The 18,372-nt window shown below is 43.9% G+C and carries 15 protein-coding genes; 6 read left to right on the top strand and 9 right to left on the bottom strand.

From position 1 onward, the window contains the following. Window positions 1–59 precede the first annotated feature (59 nt). Both SYJ56_RS06425 and SYJ56_RS06420 read right to left on the bottom strand, forming a co-directional pair. Window positions 60–1,226: a CynX/NimT family MFS transporter gene (locus SYJ56_RS06425; protein ID WP_323832813.1), complete on the bottom strand. Its 1,167-nt coding sequence runs from the start codon at window positions 1,224–1,226 to the stop codon at window positions 60–62. Window positions 1,227–1,762: 536 nt separating this feature from the next. Beyond that, complete coding sequence (locus tag SYJ56_RS06420) at window positions 1,763–2,575, bottom strand: XRE family transcriptional regulator (protein WP_323832812.1); 813 nt, start codon at window positions 2,573–2,575, stop codon at window positions 1,763–1,765. A gap of 69 nt (window positions 2,576–2,644) precedes the next feature. Between SYJ56_RS06420 and dinB the strand changes: the two genes are divergently transcribed. From dinB to SYJ56_RS06405, 3 genes are read left to right on the top strand one after another with little or no spacing between them, the layout of a single operon-like run. Further along, the gene (dinB, locus tag SYJ56_RS06415; protein ID WP_323832811.1) at window positions 2,645–3,793 is read left to right on the top strand and encodes a DNA polymerase IV; all 1,149 of its coding nucleotides are present in this window, start codon (window positions 2,645–2,647) and stop codon (window positions 3,791–3,793) included. Window position 3,794: 1 nt separating this feature from the next. Further along, on the top strand, window positions 3,795–6,761 hold the full coding sequence (locus SYJ56_RS06410; RefSeq protein ID WP_323832810.1) for a DNA polymerase III subunit alpha: 2,967 nt from the start codon (window positions 3,795–3,797) through the stop codon (window positions 6,759–6,761). Between the two features lie 24 nt (window positions 6,762–6,785). Further along, complete coding sequence (locus SYJ56_RS06405; RefSeq protein ID WP_323832809.1) at window positions 6,786–7,364, top strand: 2'-5' RNA ligase family protein; 579 nt, start codon at window positions 6,786–6,788, stop codon at window positions 7,362–7,364. A gap of 41 nt (window positions 7,365–7,405) precedes the next feature. On the opposite strand, the gene SYJ56_RS06400 is transcribed toward SYJ56_RS06405, so the two are convergent. Then, the gene (locus SYJ56_RS06400) at window positions 7,406–8,806 is read right to left on the bottom strand and encodes an alpha/beta hydrolase family protein (RefSeq protein WP_323832808.1); all 1,401 of its coding nucleotides are present in this window, start codon (window positions 8,804–8,806) and stop codon (window positions 7,406–7,408) included. A gap of 202 nt (window positions 8,807–9,008) precedes the next feature. Here SYJ56_RS06400 and SYJ56_RS06395 point away from each other — a divergent pair, with 202 nt between their 5' ends. Both SYJ56_RS06395 and SYJ56_RS06390 read left to right on the top strand, forming a co-directional pair. After that, the gene (locus SYJ56_RS06395) at window positions 9,009–10,613 is read left to right on the top strand and encodes a solute:sodium symporter family transporter (protein WP_323832807.1); all 1,605 of its coding nucleotides are present in this window, start codon (window positions 9,009–9,011) and stop codon (window positions 10,611–10,613) included. A gap of 4 nt (window positions 10,614–10,617) precedes the next feature. Further along, on the top strand, window positions 10,618–11,436 hold the full coding sequence (locus SYJ56_RS06390) for an inositol oxygenase family protein (protein ID WP_323832806.1): 819 nt from the start codon (window positions 10,618–10,620) through the stop codon (window positions 11,434–11,436). A gap of 24 nt (window positions 11,437–11,460) precedes the next feature. Here the strand turns inward: SYJ56_RS06390 and SYJ56_RS06385 are convergent, their stop codons facing one another. Further along, a complete protein-coding gene (locus SYJ56_RS06385) occupies window positions 11,461–12,153 on the bottom strand; it encodes a cyclase family protein (RefSeq protein WP_323832805.1) in 693 nt (230 codons plus the stop codon). Between the two features lie 408 nt (window positions 12,154–12,561). Here SYJ56_RS06385 and SYJ56_RS06380 point away from each other — a divergent pair, with 408 nt between their 5' ends. Continuing rightward, window positions 12,562–13,704 carry an acyl-CoA dehydrogenase family protein gene (locus SYJ56_RS06380; protein ID WP_323832804.1) on the top strand — a complete coding sequence of 381 codons (1,143 nt, stop codon included), beginning with the start codon at window positions 12,562–12,564 and terminating at the stop codon, window positions 13,702–13,704. A 135-nt stretch (window positions 13,705–13,839) separates the two neighbouring features. On the opposite strand, the gene SYJ56_RS06375 is transcribed toward SYJ56_RS06380, so the two are convergent. The 5 genes from SYJ56_RS06375 to SYJ56_RS06355 form a co-directional block, all read right to left on the bottom strand. Further along, window positions 13,840–14,151: a type II toxin-antitoxin system RelE/ParE family toxin gene (locus tag SYJ56_RS06375; protein ID WP_323832803.1), complete on the bottom strand. Its 312-nt coding sequence runs from the start codon at window positions 14,149–14,151 to the stop codon at window positions 13,840–13,842. Beyond that, the gene (locus SYJ56_RS06370) at window positions 14,148–14,381 is read right to left on the bottom strand and encodes a hypothetical protein (RefSeq protein WP_323832802.1); all 234 of its coding nucleotides are present in this window, start codon (window positions 14,379–14,381) and stop codon (window positions 14,148–14,150) included. Before SYJ56_RS06370 ends, SYJ56_RS06375 begins: the two co-directional genes overlap by 4 nt. Window positions 14,382–14,566: 185 nt before the next feature. Further along, the gene (locus tag SYJ56_RS06365; protein ID WP_323832801.1) at window positions 14,567–15,301 is read right to left on the bottom strand and encodes an MIP/aquaporin family protein; all 735 of its coding nucleotides are present in this window, start codon (window positions 15,299–15,301) and stop codon (window positions 14,567–14,569) included. Continuing rightward, the gene (glpK, locus tag SYJ56_RS06360) at window positions 15,301–16,800 is read right to left on the bottom strand and encodes a glycerol kinase GlpK (protein WP_323832800.1); all 1,500 of its coding nucleotides are present in this window, start codon (window positions 16,798–16,800) and stop codon (window positions 15,301–15,303) included. The genes SYJ56_RS06365 and glpK overlap by 1 nt, the downstream gene beginning before the upstream one ends. Window positions 16,801–16,806: 6 nt before the next feature. Continuing rightward, the gene (locus SYJ56_RS06355) at window positions 16,807–18,372 is read right to left on the bottom strand and encodes a glycerol-3-phosphate dehydrogenase/oxidase (protein ID WP_323832799.1); all 1,566 of its coding nucleotides are present in this window, start codon (window positions 18,370–18,372) and stop codon (window positions 16,807–16,809) included.

The following is an 18,372-nucleotide window of genomic DNA, read 5'->3' as shown; positions in this document are numbered from 1 at the left end:
GGCTTAATTTGAGCGCAAAACTACACCCTATTCCCCTGAGAGCGAAATAATATTTGGAATTAGATTTTACGATCCCTGCCTGCCGACATACCGAAAAAGGTAAACGCCAAAGCAAAGAATAACAAGAAGAAAATCAGGACATTCCAGTTGTCAAAAAGATCCAGCGACACACCAAAAAGTAATGGCCCCAAAGCTGCCAAATAATACCCGGAAGACTGCACCATGGCAGAGAGCTTGGCAGTAGTCTGATCCTCAGCGGTACGCAGCGCAATCAGTATATAAGCGATGCTCAAACTCGACCCCATACAGAGTCCCACAATTCCCAGGGAAGCGTAGGTTACGAACTCATTCTCTATAAATAATCCCAGATAGCCTACTACATAAGCAATACCCACGGTCAATACCACACCGCTTTGCTCCCTGAGTTTGATCAATAAATTGGGTGCAAAATAAGATCCCAGCAGAGAAACTACCTGCATCATGGAAGTCACAACCCCAGCCTGGACTGGAGTCCAACCACGAAAAATCAGCATATCGGGCAGCCAGGTCACCATCGTAAAATACATCACTGACTGACATCCCATGAAAATGGTAATCTGCCAGGCCAATTTGGATCGCCAAACATTCTTTGCAGGATCAGTGACCTCATGAATACTTGCCTTGGGCCGCTGTAGCTGAGGAATCCATATGATCATCGCCAATACCATAAAGACAGCCCAGAATGCCAAAGATCCCCTCCATCCGAAATCCCAATCTACTGCAATTGGCACACTCACCCCTACTGCAATTGCAGCAAACAGTGACATCATCGTCGCAAGCAATGCTGTCATCAAACCCAACTTCTCAGGTAATCTAACTTTGATCAAAGGAATTAGCAGCACATTGGCGATCACTATACCTATTCCGGTAAGTGCTGTACCAAAGAGCAGCAACTCAATTCCTCCCAACACACGGAGAATCACGCCTGTTGCAAGAATGGCAACTCCCAAGAACACTGCTCTTCCCATTCCCAATCGCTTTCCTATGCTGGGAGCAAAAAGTGAAAAAGTAGCAAATGTCAGCAAAGGAAGCGTGGTGAGAAATCCTGCCAGACCATTGGACAAACCCAAATCCTCGCGGATAAACGGGATCAATGGCCCAACCGACGCAATCGATGTGCGCAAATTGATCGAGACCAAGATAATCCCAGTGATAAGGAGTGATTGGGAGGAAAATGATTTATTCAAAACAGCGATGTAAAAATTAAATACTATGGTGAATAGTAGCGACTGATTTAAGTGAGAAACCCAGAGAGCTGAATGTCTATAAGTTTCAATTCAAACCGAAGGTATGCCTCTTTAGTTCTGCTTAGCCTACCAAAACTAGGGAAATTTAAAGTGAATAATTCGTCTGTTATTACCCGTTTTGAAAAATAAAGTCCCTGCTAAAAATGAGGCCTCTGGTTTTCATAACTTCTCCCCATCTAAATGCAGTCTCCAGACTTCCATACCGAAACAGTGATTAAGGCCAATTCCCTCCCCAAGGCTATGAAAGTATAGTAGATTCAGCTTCTGTAGACGCAGGATAACATACAATTAAAAATACATGCAGGATCCCTGCAAACTGCGCACTCTGCGAAAACCTCTGCGTTCACTGCGGTTAAAAAAACAGTTCCTTACTATTATCAATAGAATTTGCGCCTCTTGCGGGAGACATAACTAGTAAGAAGACATTTCCCCATATATAATCGCCGTGCCGTTGCGCCTTCGCGGGAGAGAAATCACTACAAATCATCCCGTCCTTGCAGCAATCCCAACTTCCTGTTGATCTCCGAGATCTCAATTCCGACCTGCTGAAGCGTCAATGGTTCCAGTGGAAACTCGTCACTCATATAATATTCAAACTTCCAGATCTCCCGAATCTCTTCCGCAGGAACTGTGTAAGGTGTATAAACAGGATTTAGTGAGCGCAGCAAAAAGTTTCTTCCCTCGGCCTGAAAACTTAGCATTTTAAAACTGATCCCTTCGCTTGCCGTCACTACCACGCAGGGAGTTTCTTTGGCGAGCCTCCATTCGGATAGATACGAGCCAATCACATAAGCCCCATCCGCAATCGGCAGCATGCTGTCACCTTCGGTTTGAAACATGCGGTACTTTTTGTCTTTTGACAGATTTGGCAGATTGAAAACAGGCAGTGTACTCAAATACTCCGGATCCCCGAAGCCTCCCAAATATCCAGCCTTGGCTTTGATCGGTACGAGTTCGATATTATCCTCATTACTTGAACTCACGGTGGTGGCTAGAATCCTGACTTTCGAGCCGCTCAGAAATACATCATTCCCAGCTTCCAGATCACAGATTTTCAATTCGCTGAGTTTTGACAGATCCACCCGCAGCAGCGTATCCACACTCATCCTGAAGTAATCCGCACAAAGCAGCAAATCCTCAATCGCCGGCGACTTGCTATGCCCATTTTCATGCGAATTCAGCTTGGCTCGGCTCATGCCAAGATTTTCGGCCAGCATATCCTGACTCAATTTGCGTCGCTTTCTGAGAAATTTCAGATTGGCCGCCCAGAAAAAGCTTTGACTTCTCATTTTTATTCGATAGAATTAATGACAATAAATTGATACTAATAATATCAAATATAGAGAATAACCTGAGAAATGGAAAGGCATATCGTGCATTTGGATTTGGACACGTTTTTTGTGTCTGTGGAGCGGTTGAAAAACGATGCCCTCAAAGGCAAACCCGTCATCATCGGCGGGAGCTCCGACCGGGGGGTGGTGGCTTCGTGCAGTTACGAAGCCCGAAAATTTGGGGTGCATTCTGCTATGCCGATGAAGTTGGCGCGAAGGCTCTGCCCTTCGGCATTTTACATCAAAGGAGACCATGATAGCTACAGCCAGCATTCACGCCTGATTACTGAGGCGCTCCAAGAGCAGGTGCCGGTGATGGAGAAAGCTTCCATTGATGAGTTTTACATCGATATGACAGGGATGGATCGATTTTTTGGCTGTGAAAAATTCACCAAAGAATTACGGGAAAAGATCTATAAGCAATCGGGTCTGCCGATTTCCTGTGCCTTGGCAGTAAACAAACTGGTATCCAAAGTCGCTACTCATGATGCCAAACCCAACGGACAGACCACCATTGCCTTTGGTGGAGAAAAAGGCTACCTCGCCCCACTCCCCATTCGAAGGATGCCAGGCGTGGGTGAAAAAACATCCGCATTGCTGGAGCGGATGGGAGTAGAAAACATCAGGCTACTCAGTGAGATTCCTCCCCGGATGATGCAAAACCTCCTGGGAAAATCAGGCATTGATCTCTCACGAAAAGCCAACGGAATCGATGAGTCTCCGGTCATTCCCTACACCGAGCAAAAGAGCATCGGAACCGAAAACACCTTTGAATCGGACACCATCGACATGGCCTTTCTCAACAGTCAATTGGTACGGATGACAGAGAAAGTCGGCTTTGAACTTCGTCAAAAGCATAAACTCTGCGGATGTATCACAGTGAAGCTTCGCTATGCAAATTTCGACACAGTCAGCCGTCAGTCTATCATTTCCTACACCAGTTCGGACGAGGTGTTGCTCGTGCGGGCCAAGGAATTGTTTGCGAAGCTCTATGAAAAGAGAATGCTCGTGCGTTTGATCGGTGTGAAAGTCAGTCATCTCGTCCAGGGACATCAGCAGATCGATCTTTTCCACGACACTGAGGAAGGCGTAAGTCTCTACCAAGCTATCGATTGGATCAAAAACCGCTACGGCGAAAAAAGCCTGACCCGAGCCATCACCCTAACCCGCGCCTAAGATGTTTATCAATTGTAAAACCTGGTTCAGCTACCGCTATGGCACCTACAGCACCCAAGACCTCGTGGACGCCGCTGCAGAGCTTGGACTAGCTTCTCTTGGCCTCACCAATATCAACAGCACTGCTGATATGTGGGATTTCGTGGATTTCTGTAGAGACAAGAAAATCAAACCCATTGTCGGAACTGAAATCCAAAACGAAGATAGGTTCTGCTATATCTTACTGGCGAAAAATGACACGGGTATACTCGAAATCAACCGCTTTCTCTCGCTGCATTTGCAGGAGGAATTGCCCTTTCCCGAGCGGCCTGATTGCTTTTCTGAGGTACTGATTGTCTATCCTTTTGGAAGTTTTGCTGCGCAGGATCTAAAAGAATATGAATTTATCGGTGTATTGGCAAGCGAGCTGAATCGTGTGAAAAAGCAGGAAGTAGAAGCTGCACCGAAGAAATGGACCATCCGGCATCCGGTGACTTTCCAGAACAAAACCTTCTTCAATGTACATCGCCTGCTACGTGCCATAGCTAAGAATACACTCATCAGTAAACTGGTGGAAGGGGACTTTGCTTCGCCGGATGAAATATTCGTTTCGGAAGCCGCCCTGATGAGTTCTTTTCGGAATTTTCCCGGAATGATCAGTAACACGCTACAGCTGATCGATTCCTGTGAGATCAAGACCGAGCTCAACACCGACAAAAACAAAAAGCACTACAGCGTCAGCGCGGAAGATGATCGGATTTTGTTGGAAAAACTTGCTCTGGAAGGCTTGAAATACCGCTATGGTACTAATCCTACGGCCAAAGCCCGAGTAATCAAAGAGCTGAAAATTATCAATGACCTGAATTTCAACGCGTACTTTCTCATCGTATGGGACGTGATCCGCTATGCCCAAAACCGTGGCTTCTACTACGTCGGCAGGGGAAGCGGTGCCAATTCCATTGTGGCCTATTGTCTAAAAATCACTGATGTGGACCCCATCAAACTCGACTTGTATTTCGAGCGCTTTCTCAATCCCCACCGAACTTCCCCTCCGGATTTTGATATTGATTTCTCCTGGAAAGACCGGGATGAGGTGATTGATTATATTTTCAAGCGTTACGGCAAAGATCATGTTTCACTGCTGGGCATGTACAGCACCTTTCAGCGGAGAGCTGTGATCCGTGAGTTGGGAAAGGTTTTTGGACTGCCAAAAGAAGAAATTGATCAACTCGTGAGAGGCAAGGATCAGCCGATGAATGAGGATAAAATCCAGCGTACCATTCTGAAATACGGTGGGATGCTGGAGAATTTCCCGAACCATCTTTCTATTCACCCCGGTGGCATGCTGATTTCCGAAAAGCCTATCTACCAGTACACGGTAAATGAATTGCCGCCGAAAGGATTTTGCACCGCTCAAATAGATATGTTTTTGGCAGAGAAAATCGGGCTCTTCAAGCTTGACATCCTCAGTCAACGTGGATTGGGTCACATCAAAGACGCGATCCGACTCGTGAAGCAGAACCGTGGAGTTGACATTGACATTCATCGGGTGGAGCAGTTCATGAGCGACCCTAAGGTGGCCGAGCAGATCAGAAAAGCAGATACGATTGGCTGTTTTTACATCGAAAGCCCGGCGATGCGACAGCTACTCACCAAGCTGAAATGTGACGATTACCTCACGCTGGTGGCAGCAAGTTCCATCATCCGTCCCGGTGTGGCACAGTCGGGCATGATGAAGCAGTACATTGAGCGTTTTCATGACCCTGGGAAGATCGTCTACCTCCATCCCAAGATGAAAGAACTGCTAGAGGAAACTTTCGGTGTGATGGTCTATCAGGAAGATGTAATCAAAGTGGCCCATCACTTTGCGGGATTGGATATGGGTGAAGCGGACATTCTACGCCGGGCCATGTCCGGCAAGTATAGATCACACAATCGTTTTAATGAAATCAGGGAAAATTTCTTCAAAAACTGCAAGGAGTTAGGCCATGAAGAGACTGTCAGCGCAGAAGTATGGCGGCAGATGGAATCCTTTGGAGGATATTCCTTTTCCAAGGCACATTCAGCATCTTTTGCGGTGGAAAGCTATCAGAGCCTCTACCTAAAGACCTATTTCCCCATGGAGTTTATGGTGGCAGTGATCAATAATTTCGGGGGGTTTTATGCCACGGAATTCTATTTCCATGAGCTAAAGCGCACCGGAGCTAAGGTAAACCCACCTTGTGTAAACCGGAGTGAATATCTGACCAACATCCGTGGAGGAGAAGTTTTCGTGGGCATGATCCATGTACAGCAGCTGGAGAAAAAGCTTTGTGATTTGATCCTGCAGGAAAGGGAGACAAATGGAAATTACCTAAGCCTAGAAGACTTCATTGAACGCACCCATGCAGGACCAGAGCAATTGAATATTTTGATCAGCGTGGGGGCTTTTGGATTCACGGGATTGGGCAAGAAAAAACTGCTTTGGAAAGCCAATTTCGCCCAAAAATATCTGGCAGCCATTCCGGATTCCCCTGCTCTTTTCAAGGAACCTCCAATGGATTTTACCCTTCCAGATTTTCCAGATTACCCGCTCGAAGATGCAATTGATGAGATCAACGTGCTCGGTTTTGCGCTTACGGACATGTTCCGGCTTGCAGCCAACGACGGCAAAGGAATGGCTCTGGCACATCAGTTACCGGGCTTGCTGGGCAAGAATGTGGAAATGCTCGGCCAACTTGTCACCACCAAAGATGTGCGTACGATCAATCGAGAGCACATGGCTTTTGGAACCTTTCTCGATACCAAAGGTGACTGGCTGGACACAGTCCATTTTCCCAATTCTCTGAAACGGTTCCCATTTCAAGGCAAGGGGTTCTACAAAGTCCAAGGCAAAGTCGTGGAGGAATTTGGTGTCTTTGCGGTAGATGTATACGGCATGTGGAAGGTAGGGCTAAGAGATAAAAAAGAAGTGCCTCCGATGTCCATACTCTCTGCAGTATCACTATAAAACAAACAACTTAATTATAAAACCATGAAACTCCCTCTCTACGAATATTTCTTGATTATCTCACCAAACAAAGAAATCTGTGAATTGATCATGCAGTACAAAGAGTATTTTACTAAAAAATACGGTTGCACAATGGCAGACATTTTCAAACCTCACATTAGCATTATGAACTGCCTACAATCAAATCATCAAGAATCCCAACTCATCGAAAATCTTAACCGTTTTGGAAAAAGCATGGAGCCATTTACCGTACAATTAAACGGAATTGGACAATTTGAGAAGACTGTATTTATCGATGTCGCCAACAAAAATCACCTCGTCCAAATTATTACAGAACTCAGTCAGTCTGCTAAGCCTCTGTTATATCGACCGCAATTTCATAAAACTCCTCATATCTCAATCGCCCGAGAAATGACTCCAGAGCAACATGCCCTAGCATGGGCTGATTGGCAAAACCATGAAATAAAAGCATCTTTTGAAGTTAGGGAAGTTACACTTTTGAGACGTCCACATACTAAACGAATCCATAAATTTGATACGATTGCTACCATTCCTTTTACAGCTGAGGAAGTAGCGCTGAAGCAGCTAAATTTTGAATTTTGAGATGAAATATTCTTAATGTCCTCAACTCACATAGGTAAGCCCTAATCCACCTGCTCTTTGATCCAACTCGTCACAACTTCTAGCGCCTTTGGAGAGAAAGTCTGCTCTATCGTGGCGTACTCACTTGGAGCGCCTGTTTGTGCTTCTTGAAATAGGTGATTTAATCCGGGTAATTCCAGCGTAGTCACATTTGTATTTCCTCCTTTTTCCAAGCCTGTTTTTATTGCTTCCAGATTCACTTTTGGAGGAACTTGCAGATCTTTCTCTCCATTGATCGCCAATACAGGACAGCTTACTTTTTCCAATGCAGGAGCAGGATCGTACTTGATAAAATACTGCATCCAAGGGCTGGTGAGCTGATTTACTTGTGCAGTAACAAACTCTTCTTCGCTCATTCCCCCTGGGATATTTTCAGTTGGAATATTCCTAAAAACCTGAGTCATATAGTTTCTAATCTCACCTTTCCTCTCTTCATCACCCTGGTCTTTCATCATGATTTCAAAAGTTTTCTTACTGATCATCTCATTTTCTGCAAGCTGATTGGGGCTCATTCCCGATACTTCTCCGATAAGTGCTTGCTGGGCAAGAAGTAGTTTATCTCCTCGAATCCCTGTTCCTGCGAGCAACACGATAAAGTCGATATCATCTGAATTCCCTGCTACCATCGGCGCGACAATACCTCCTTCACTGTGTCCGATAAGTCCGATTTTGCTTTTGTCTATCTCCGATCGAGACTGCAAATACTGAACAGCCGAAGCTACATCTGTGGCAAAATCCACTGAGGTAGCTGTACCGAAAGTTCCTGTAGAAGCCGCTGTTCCCCGATCATCAAAGCGTAAAACAGCAATGCCATTTCTAGTTAGATGATCAGACAAAACCAGAAATGGTTTATGGCCCATCAATTCTTCATCGCGGTTTTGTGGTCCACTTCCCGAGATAAGTACCACTGCCGGAAATGTGCCTGTTCCTTCAGGTAAAGTCAGCGTACCTGCCAGTAAAATTTCTGCTTGTTTATTCTCAAAAATCACATCTTCAGAACGATAAGGAAAAGGTTTTTTAGGTTCCTGAGGTCTTTTGGAAACTGTTTTTTCAATCTCCTCTCTCGACAAATTCATTGGAAAAGATTGCCCTGCCTGATTGAAAACCCCGATAATTACTCCGTCATCTCCCAACGTTCCCTCGTAATTTATATTCGCATTGGTGATGGCTATTTTTAAGGTGCCATTTTCAAAGCTGGTCGAAGTCGAAGGAATACCAAATGCACCTTGGTCTGGACTGTCCATTGTCGAGCTATAGCCACTTTCAGTTTTCTTCACATTGAATACCAGTCGAAGCTGGACACTCTGAACTTTCAGAGCACCATGCCACTGACCGGTGATGTCTTGGGCAAAGCTGAAAATTGAGATCACAAAACTGAGTAATCCTAAAGAAATGGTTTTCATAACAAAAATGGTTAGCAGTTCTATTGAATTCTGTAACTTGAATCCAGAAGGGAAAGTAAGGAAATTTTAGGAGTATATATTTCCCCCAAATCATCTCTCATAGAACAATACTACTGAAAGGCTAATCTTTTTTTGCCACAATAACTCTTATTCCCTATTTTTCCAGAATACAATTTTGATAAACCCACTTAGCCCCAAATAATTGCTTACACTTTTCAGTTTCTTAGCTTTCACAGGCTTTGTAGCCATCTATTCCACCTGGATGCTACGCAAGCAAAACCTGACAACCCAAGACGGTTATTTCTTAGGAGGACGAAGCTTGACCGGAGTGGTCATTGCCGGATCTATGTTGCTTACCAATATTTCTACCGAACATCTTGTGGGAATGAATGGATCAGCCTATAAAAACGGGGCAATTATCATCGCCTGGGAGGTTACCTCAGCGATTGCATTAGTGATCGGTGCGCTGTATTTTATCCCAAAGTACTTGAGAATGGGATTGACTACCATTCCCGAGTTTTTGGAGAAAAGATTTGATAAAATGACACAGGCCCTGATTTCCCTCCTGTTGATTATATCTTTTGTTGTGACACTGTTGCCAATCGTACTCTACACAGGTGCGATAAATATTGAATCTATTTTTGGGATTTCGGAAACGCTGGGAATTACCCAAACAGAAGGAATTTGGCTCACTGTTGTCGTGGTGGGTGTCATCGGTGCAGTTTACGCAATTTTTGGAGGACTGAAAATGGTGGCTTACACAGATACGATTAATGGTTTTGGGTTGCTTATCGCGGGATTGTTGGTTCCTGTTTTTGCGCTTTGGGATATTGGAGAGGGAAGTATAATTGAGGGGCTTACCAAGGTGTTTAATAATGCTCCGGAAAAATTTAATGTGATCAGTAAGGAGCCTTCAATTGGCCCAGGGTCCAGAGATTCCATTCTGCCTTTTGAAGTATTGTTCACCGGCCTTATCATCAATCAACTGTATTTCTGGACCATGCATCAATCTATCGTCCAGCGTGCTTTGGGAGCAGTGAGTTTGAAAGAAGCCCAAAAAGGCTTGTTGTTCACCGGGATTCTAAAAATCCTGATCCCGCTGGTAATTGTATTGCCGGGAATTATTGGTTTTTACTACTTCGGAGATACACTTTTTGATTCACAGGACAGCGTTTATCCAGAGCTGGTCAAGCGTGTACTTCCTCCTTGGATGACGGGATTTTTTGTAGCAGTAATTATGGGTGCTATTTTGAGCACCTTCAATAGTGCTTTGAACAGCGCAGCTACTATTTTCAGTTTAGATATTTTCAAAGTCTATATCAACAAAGCTGCAAAAGAAGGACAGCTTGTACGAATTGGAAAGTGGGTTTCAGCGATTTTGGCGGTAGTCTCTATACTAGTTGCGCCCTTTGTAGCCAATGCACCGGCCGGACTTTATCAACTTTTGCAGCAGCTCAACGGAATCTTCTTTATCCCTATGGCAACAGTAATTATTGCAGGGTTCTTTTTCCCTAAAGTATCTTCAGCAGGAGCTAAAGCAGGGCTGGTATTTGGACTGGGATTTTATATTCTAATGGATTTGATACTTCAAGTCAATATTCATTTCGTTCATATCTGGGGCATAGAATTTATCCTCAATCTGATCGTAATGCATCTGGTATCGGCAAAATATCCGGTCACCGTCCCATTTGTGATGGCAGATTCAGGCAAGTTGAACATTATTCCCTGGAAACATGCCAAAACGCTGGGTTGGATTTTGATTGCAATCACAGTAATTATTTATGTAATTTTAGGCACAATCGCTTAATACTATGGAAACTACAGAAAAGGAATTCAGGAATTATGACCACGCCGATGTGAAAGTCGCGGTGCGTGAACATTATAGAAAAATGCGGATGTATCAGACCTATGATTATGTCCAACGGATGAAATCCAAGTATCTCAAATTTGACAAGCCGATGAATCTTTGGGATGCTATGGAGAAGCTCAATGCACTGATCGATGTAAGCGATCCAGATCTTGATTTGCCCAATGTGCAGCACTTGATCCAGTCGGCGGAGGCTTTGCGACATGACAATCGTCCTGATTGGATGCAGCTGGTAGGTTTGATTCATGACCTCGGCAAAGTCATGTATTTATTTGGAAGTGATGAAGACGGCACAAGTCAGGCAGAGCAATGGGGACTTGTGGGAGATGTATTCGTAGTTGGCGCGAAATTGCCTGATACCTGCGTTTACCCTGAGTTCAACGAGCTAAACCCGGACATGAAAGATCCCCGCTACAATACCGAAATGGGAATTTATGAAAAGGGCTGTGGTCTTGACAACCTGCAATTGGCTTGGGGACACGATGAGTACTTTTACCAAGTATTGCAAAACCACAAAGAAAACACAATCCCTGAAGCAGGAATGGTGATGGTCCGCTATCATTCTTTTTATCCTTGGCACAATGGAGGTAGTTATTCTCAGTTTGAAGCTCCACAAGATGCACAATACAAAGAATGGATTTTGGACTTCAATCAATACGATCTATACACCAAGTCTCCAAAAATCTATGATTTGGATGATGTGAAAGAGTATTACCTGCCGATTGCAGAGAAGTACTTAGGAAAAGGTCCGATTAACTGGTAATCCTCCATTTGAGCTATCTAAACATTATTCAAACACAGCCACTGCCCGTACCGGAGAGCCGGTTCCGCCTCTGATCTTCAGAGGAAGCCCTATAAATCTAAATCTACCTCTATCGATCAAAAGATGGAGGTTGATTAAATTTTCGTAATGGGTAAACCCCATCTCTCCACAGATTTGATGCACTTCTTGGTTGGTAAGCCTGGGAATTCCGGGAGACATTGTCTCTACTCCAAAGGCGGAAACTCCCTGCTCACCGAGCCAGCGGGTAGCTTCGACAGTGAGTCCAGGGCCTTTGTCCCAGTTATCTGTGCCGAAATATTTCCGATAATGATCTGTGCAAAGTAAAACAGTATCTCCGTGAAGAATGGATAATTCAGCGATTTGAATTGCCTGCAGAATATCCTCCACGGTAATTAATTCCCGCAATCCCTTATGGGTTAAATCAAGACAAATACCCTCCGTATAAAACATGGAAAGCGGCATTTGATCTATTGTCTGCGTAGCAAATTCTTTTCCCATGTGATTGAGTCCATCGACATGAGTACCTGTATGCTCACTCATCCCGAGCTTAAGTGCACTTGGGGTATGGGTTTGTGGATTTATTTCCTTTGCCCATTGCTCATGCGTGGCGTGAACACTGATTTTGACAGGAGCCATGCTGTGGTGCATAGGCATACCCTCGTATATTTCCTGTGAGAGGTCAATGATTTCCGGCATAAAAAATATTTCTTCAATAAGAAAAAAATCAGTCTTAAAGGTTCCCTTATCCCAATCAATTAATCACACCAACCATTCGAGTCTAAGATTATCGAACAGTTCTAAAGTTGTTTGGACAAATAGAATTTGCGTAGATAAAAAGGGAGTGCGAAACGGCAGAAAGAATGCATAAATAGTTGATTTGATGGGAAATAAATCAAAAAATCTTTCTCCCGGAAGAGGCAATTAAAAGTGGGAAAAGATGTATTGAAAGCTAGAATACAAAGCTCACTTTTCAAAACACCGACTTATTTGATTGAGAAATGGTTAAAATAAAAATATAATATGATTTTTTACGATTTGCTGAATCGAAACTATTTCTGAATCTTAGGGTTCTTATAGAAGAAAATAAACCCAAATAAGACACAAATGCTAGATTTTAACCAAAATGAAAACCAACGAATGATCGCTCAGATGATTCGTGATTTTGGAGCCAAGGAGATCACTCCTTTCCGCAAGGACTGGGATGAAAGGCAATTTTTCCCCCATGAATTATTTAAGAAACTCGGCGAACTCGGATTGATGGGCGTTTTGATCCCTACCGAGTATGGAGGCTCTGGTTTCGGATATCTAGAATATGTTACTGCGATTGTGGAACTTTCTAAGCTTGACCCTTCAGTTGGACTTTCTATGGCTGCCCATAACTCCCTTTGTTCAGGTCATATAATGGCTTTTGGCTCCGAGGAACAAAAGCAAAAATACCTTCCCAAATTAGCTACCTGCGAATGGCTTGGCGCTTGGGGATTAACCGAGCCCAACACAGGTTCTGATTCCGGCAATATGCGCACCGTCGCAACAAAAGAAGGCGACCGCTGGATCATCAACGGAGCAAAGAATTTCATCACTCATGGTGTCTCAGGAGATGTGGCGGTAGTTATCGCACGTACAGGAGAAATAGGGGATTCGCATGGAATGACGGCATTCATTGTGGAACGCGGTACTCCTGGCTTTGAAGGCGGAAGAAAAGAGGATAAATTGGGTATGCGCGCTTCCGAAACCGCAGAGATGATCTTCACGGATTGCAAAATTCATGAGAGTCAAGTAATAGGAGAGGTTGGCAATGGCTTTATCCAATCTATGAAGGTGTTGGATGGCGGTAGGATTTCTATTGCCGCGCTTGGTCAAGGAATTGCTGAAGGTGCTTTGGAAGCTTCCGTAGAATATTCAAAAGAAAGGCATCAATTCAACAAGCCGATCAGTTCATTTCAAGGAATTTCCTTCAAATTGGCAGATATGGCCACGCAGGTAGAGGCTTCTAGCCTATTGATATTTAAAGCTGCAGATCTCAAAAACCGAGGAGAAAAAGTCACCTTGGCAGGAGCTCAGGCTAAGTATTTTTCTTCAGAAGTCGCTGTTTCCGTTTCCAATGATGCGGTGCAGATTTTTGGTGGCTATGGTTTTACCAAAGATTATCCGGTGGAAAAATTCTATCGTGACTCCAAGCTGTGTACTATAGGCGAAGGAACGTCAGAGATACAAAAGATGGTAATTGCAAGAGAGATTTTGAAATAACCCCTTCTTCAACAACATCAAAAAGCCTGCGATCTGTAGAGATTTCAGGCTTTTTGATGTCTATTTGGTGATCGTAATCACCAAATAGACATATTTTTAGTGATTACGATCACCAAACTTACTAAAACAAAGACCTCATATTGACGCTAGCTTTTTATAGAGATTCTCAGGATTCTGACGATTATCCCATACCAAAAGAATTTTTATTTCTTGATAACTCTCTTTGTAATAAATTGAAACATTTTTATGAACAAGCGCTTTTCTGAAATCTGTATAAAATACTTTCTCTCCAATTCTCGGGTTTAAACTGATCAGATAAACTTTTTCATCCAATAATCTCAGAAAATCATCGATAATCTTTTCATTCCACGCTTTTTCTAAAAAATCCACACAATCAGTCAATGATTGTAGTGCTTCATTCGACCAATTAATCGGAATAGGATTCATTTTCGATTCAATAATTCGCGCACTGAAGTGTGAGGAATTAAAGTTTTCGATTCATTGGACATCTTAAGAATTTTCAACAATACTTCATCTTCCTTCGAAAGAGTTTTTGATTTCAACTCATCAATGCTTTGCAACAATTCTTCATTCTCCAACTCCGTGATCCAGTGGATCAATTCTATTTTTTTTTGCTCGATATTCATAGCGCTTATTTTATGCAATGCCTTTTTCATGTTTTCATAATTTGATTTTATTTGGCCACATAGCTTGTCCCGTCCCGATAGTTATCGGGATCGATTCGGGAAAATCTCGCATGGTTGATAATCATCCCTCCGTGTGACGTTCTTCTTCATGCTCGATTTCAATATACTGACTTTCCAGTCAATTCTAAAACCCAAAGCTAGGCTCTCAAACTTCCTTACGACCCTGCCACCAAAAACAATCCTGCCGCCAAAGCCGCGCCTACGCATGGTCCCAATATGGGAACCAAAGCATATCCCCAATCCGAACTTCCCTTTTCTTTTATAGGCAAAATCTGATGCATCAGCCTTGGCCCAAAATCACGGGCTGGATTTATTGCATAGCCGGTGGTACCACCAAGCGATAAGCCTATCACCCAAACCAGAAATGCAACTGGAATTGCTCCCAAAGACCCCATGCCAATAGGCGTTTTATTGCCGTCCCCTATTTCTACTCCATCATTGTACAGAATGACTAAAACCAAAACAAACGTACCAATTACTTCCGAGAAGAAGTTTAAGGGGAGATTTCTTATCGCTGGCGAAGTGCCGAAAGGGGCAGCTTTAGCTCCCGCATCTTCCGAAGCATCATAGTGATCCTTATAGATTAACCAGGCTATCCCTACACCGATCATCGCTCCCAATACCTGCGCAATAATATACCCTGGAGCCATTGCCCATTCGAATTGGCCAGTCAAGGCTAATCCAATCGTGACCGCAGGATTTAAATGTGCCCCACTATATGGCCCAGCGACAACTACTCCTACAAAAACTCCCAATGCCCAAGCCGTACTGATCTCCATGATTCCGCCACCATTTCCTTTAGTCTTTGGTAAAAGCATGTTGGCAACAACTCCTGAGCCCAATAGTAACAATAGCCCTGTCCCTATTAATTCTGCTAGATATACGTTCATTATTCTACCCAGTTTTTAGAACGTTCTACCGCTTTCTGCCAAAAGTGTATCAATTTTTCTCGTTCTCCTTTTTCCATTCTAGGAGTAAAGCTTCTATCTGCATTCCAAAGCGAATTAATCTCTTCCTGGTCTTTCCAAAACCCTACGGCTAAACCTGCCAAAAACGCTGCACCAATTGCGGTAGTTTCTATAATTTCCGGTCGTTTGATTTCACAATCCAACAAATCTGCCTGAAACTGCATCAGAAAGCTGTTGGCAGTAGCTCCGCCGTCTACCCGAAGCTCTTGGGCAGGTTTCCCACTGTCTTTTTCCATGGCCTTTAACACATCGTGAACTTGATAAGCAATCGCTTCCAATGCAGCCCTAGCCATATGAGCCTTGGTAGTTCCGCGAGTAATTCCAAAAAAAGCCCCTCGTGCATTTTGATCCCAGTGAGGAGCACCTAATCCAGAAAGTGCAGGCACAAAATATACTCCGTCATTACTTTCAATGCTTTCAGCCAAGCGCTCACTTTCGCGTGCATGCTTGAAAAGTTCTAGACCATCCCGTAACCATTGAATTGCAGCACCACCAATGAAGACAGATCCTTCCAAGGCATAATTAATTTCATCACCTATCTTCCAAGCGATAGTAGTGAGCAATTTATTAGCTGATCTCACTGCCTCCTTGCCCGTATTCATCACTAAAAAGCACCCGGTACCATAGGTAGTTTTAGCCATTCCCGGTTTGGTGCAAAGCTGGCCAAAAAGTGCCGCTTGCTGATCTCCTGCAATACCTGCGATTGGAATTTTCACGCTAAGCACATCTCCGGCAGTTTCGCAATATATCTCACTGCATGATTTCACTTCTGGCAAAAGTGAATCAGGAATCTCAAATAAATCCAATAATTCCTTATCCCATTCCTGGGAATGGATATTGAAAAGCATGGTACGGCTGGCGTTTGTAATGTCAGTAATATGGGTTTTGCCTGCCGTCAGCTTCCAAACCAACCAAGAATCCACCGTCCCAAAAGCAAGTTCACCAGCTTCTGCGCGTGCTCTGGCCCCTTCTACATGCTCAAGAATCCATCTGATTTTAGTAGCAGAAAAATAGGCATCTACAATCAACCCTGTCTTCGAGGCTACCAATTCTGCATGTCCCTGATCCTTGATCTCGTTGCAATACTCAGCAGTTCTCCGATCCTGCCAAACGATTGCATTATAAATCGCTTCACCTGTTTTCCTATCCCAGACGATGGTCGTCTCCCGCTGATTGGTGATTCCGATCCCGGCTATCTGGTTTGCGCGAATACTTTTGTTGACCAGAGATTCGATCATCACTGAAGATTGGGAAGTCCATATTTCATTGGGATCATGCTCCACCCATCCAGGCTTAGGGAAATGCTGCTTAAAATCCTTTTGGGCTACCGAAACGATTTTGCCCTTTTTGTCAAAAAGAATAGCTCTGGAACTGGTCGTGCCTTGATCCAGAGCCATTAAATAGGGTTTATTTTGGCTCATGTTGGGTTATTTTGTTATCAAATACTTCGAAGCTGTCTTATTAAAATCAGCCAATTCTGATGCTATCCATTTTTCATCTTTCCCCATTTCTTCAGCCATCAACTTGGCAACTATGGGTGCTGCATCTATGGCAGCCTGAGCATTTAGGAAAAGTATGCGGATCCTTCTCGCCAATACATCTTCCACCTTCACCGCCATCTCTTCCCGTACCGCCCAAATCACCTCGGCTTCTATATTGGGAAAATCAGGATGCAGTTTTGCTTCCCAGGCTTTGTTCTCATTTGTCAAGTCTTGAATAGGTTGGGCATCAAATCCATAAATCCCCCAATGTCCGTCAGGAATCCGATTGGTGGCTCCATGGATTTTCATATCCAGTGACTTACTTTCCTTGAGCTTCTCTCCAGTGACTTTCGTAAAGTACTCTACTGTGTCTTCTCCCATTTTCCGGAATGTAGTCCACTTGCCTCCAGTCAATGTGACTAAGCCACTTTCAGATAAAATCACTTTGTGGGAACGTGAAATCTCTTTAGTTTTAGTACTGCCTTCCTTGGGTCTGGCAAGGGGTCTGAGACCTGCAAAAACAGATTTCACATCTGCTCTCGTTGGCTTTCTTGCCAAATAACTAGCGGCAGTTTCAAGTACAAAATCAATCTCTTTTTGTAGCGCTTCAGGTTCAAGTTTTGGCTTTTCCCGGAGTGTGTCCGTAGTCCCAACTACGAGTTTCCCATGCCAGGGAACTGCAAAAAGAACTCTCCCATCTCTGGTTTTTGGGATCATCAACGCGTCTTTTCCACCCAAAAAATCAAGATCCAAAACCAAATGAATTCCTTGGCTAGGCTGAATCATTTTCGAAGCTTCAGGATTATCCATTTTCAGAATTTTATCGGCAAAAACCCCTGTTGCATTCACCACCATTTTGGCATTCACTTGATACTTTTTCCTGGATAACTTATCAGAAACGTGTAATCCGGTGATTTTGCCAGCATCATTTTTTTCCAAATTATCCACGCTGACATAATTCAATACGCAGGTACCAGCTTCATCTGCTGATTGAGCGAGATTTAGTGCCAATCGTGCATCGTCAAACTGCCCATCATGATAGACTACGCCACCATAGAGCCCTTCAGATTTCAGACCCGGAAGTCGCTTGAGGGTCTCTTCTTTCGAAATAAACTGTGATTTTCCCAGACTCAGTCGACCAGACATCCAGTCGTACACTTTCAGACCAACACTGTACATCATGCGGTCTTTCCAGGTATAAATTGGAATTATAAAAGGCTGGTTATGGGCCAAATGAGGTGCATTTTGCAGAAGTTTTCCTCGTTCCTTAAGCGCCTCGAACACTAATCCTACATCACCCTGGGCAAGATACCTCACCCCTCCATGGACTAACTTGGTACTTCTGCTGGATGTGCCTTTGGCAAAATCAGCTTTTTCGAAAAGAACAACTGAAAGTCCCCTGGATATCGCATCCAATGCCACTCCGAGGCCAGAGGATCCGCCGCCGATGACGGCGATGTCCCAAATTTTAGTATTGTCCTGTAGTTGTTTGAGGTTTTCTGGGCGATTCAT

The organism is Algoriphagus aurantiacus (assembly GCF_035156405.1).
GTDB classification, from domain to species: domain Bacteria; phylum Bacteroidota; class Bacteroidia; order Cytophagales; family Cyclobacteriaceae; genus Algoriphagus; species Algoriphagus aurantiacus.
Note: the sequence above shows the minus strand (reverse complement) of the source record. Positions and strands in the feature narration are given on the sequence as shown.

Coding starts and splice junctions, on each gene's coding strand:
- SYJ56_RS06385 (WP_323832805.1), bottom strand. CDS start 12,153: ATGCCGGAAATCATTGACCTCTCACAGGAAATATACGAGGGTATGCCT.
- SYJ56_RS06420 (WP_323832812.1), bottom strand. CDS start 2,575: ATGAGAAGTCAAAGCTTTTTCTGGGCGGCCAATCTGAAATTTCTCAGA.
- glpK (WP_323832800.1), bottom strand. CDS start 16,800: ATGAGCCAAAATAAACCCTATTTAATGGCTCTGGATCAAGGCACGACC.
- SYJ56_RS06355 (WP_323832799.1), bottom strand. CDS start 18,372: ATGAATCGCCCAGAAAACCTCAAACAACTACAGGACAATACTAAAATT.
- SYJ56_RS06405 (WP_323832809.1), top strand. CDS start 6,786: ATGAAACTCCCTCTCTACGAATATTTCTTGATTATCTCACCAAACAAA.
- dinB (WP_323832811.1), top strand. CDS start 2,645: ATGGAAAGGCATATCGTGCATTTGGATTTGGACACGTTTTTTGTGTCT.
- SYJ56_RS06390 (WP_323832806.1), top strand. CDS start 10,618: ATGGAAACTACAGAAAAGGAATTCAGGAATTATGACCACGCCGATGTG.
- SYJ56_RS06375 (WP_323832803.1), bottom strand. CDS start 14,151: ATGAATCCTATTCCGATTAATTGGTCGAATGAAGCACTACAATCATTG.
- SYJ56_RS06365 (WP_323832801.1), bottom strand. CDS start 15,301: ATGAACGTATATCTAGCAGAATTAATAGGGACAGGGCTATTGTTACTA.
- SYJ56_RS06380 (WP_323832804.1), top strand. CDS start 12,562: ATGCTAGATTTTAACCAAAATGAAAACCAACGAATGATCGCTCAGATG.
- SYJ56_RS06370 (WP_323832802.1), bottom strand. CDS start 14,381: ATGAAAAAGGCATTGCATAAAATAAGCGCTATGAATATCGAGCAAAAA.
- SYJ56_RS06400 (WP_323832808.1), bottom strand. CDS start 8,806: ATGAAAACCATTTCTTTAGGATTACTCAGTTTTGTGATCTCAATTTTC.
- SYJ56_RS06410 (WP_323832810.1), top strand. CDS start 3,795: ATGTTTATCAATTGTAAAACCTGGTTCAGCTACCGCTATGGCACCTAC.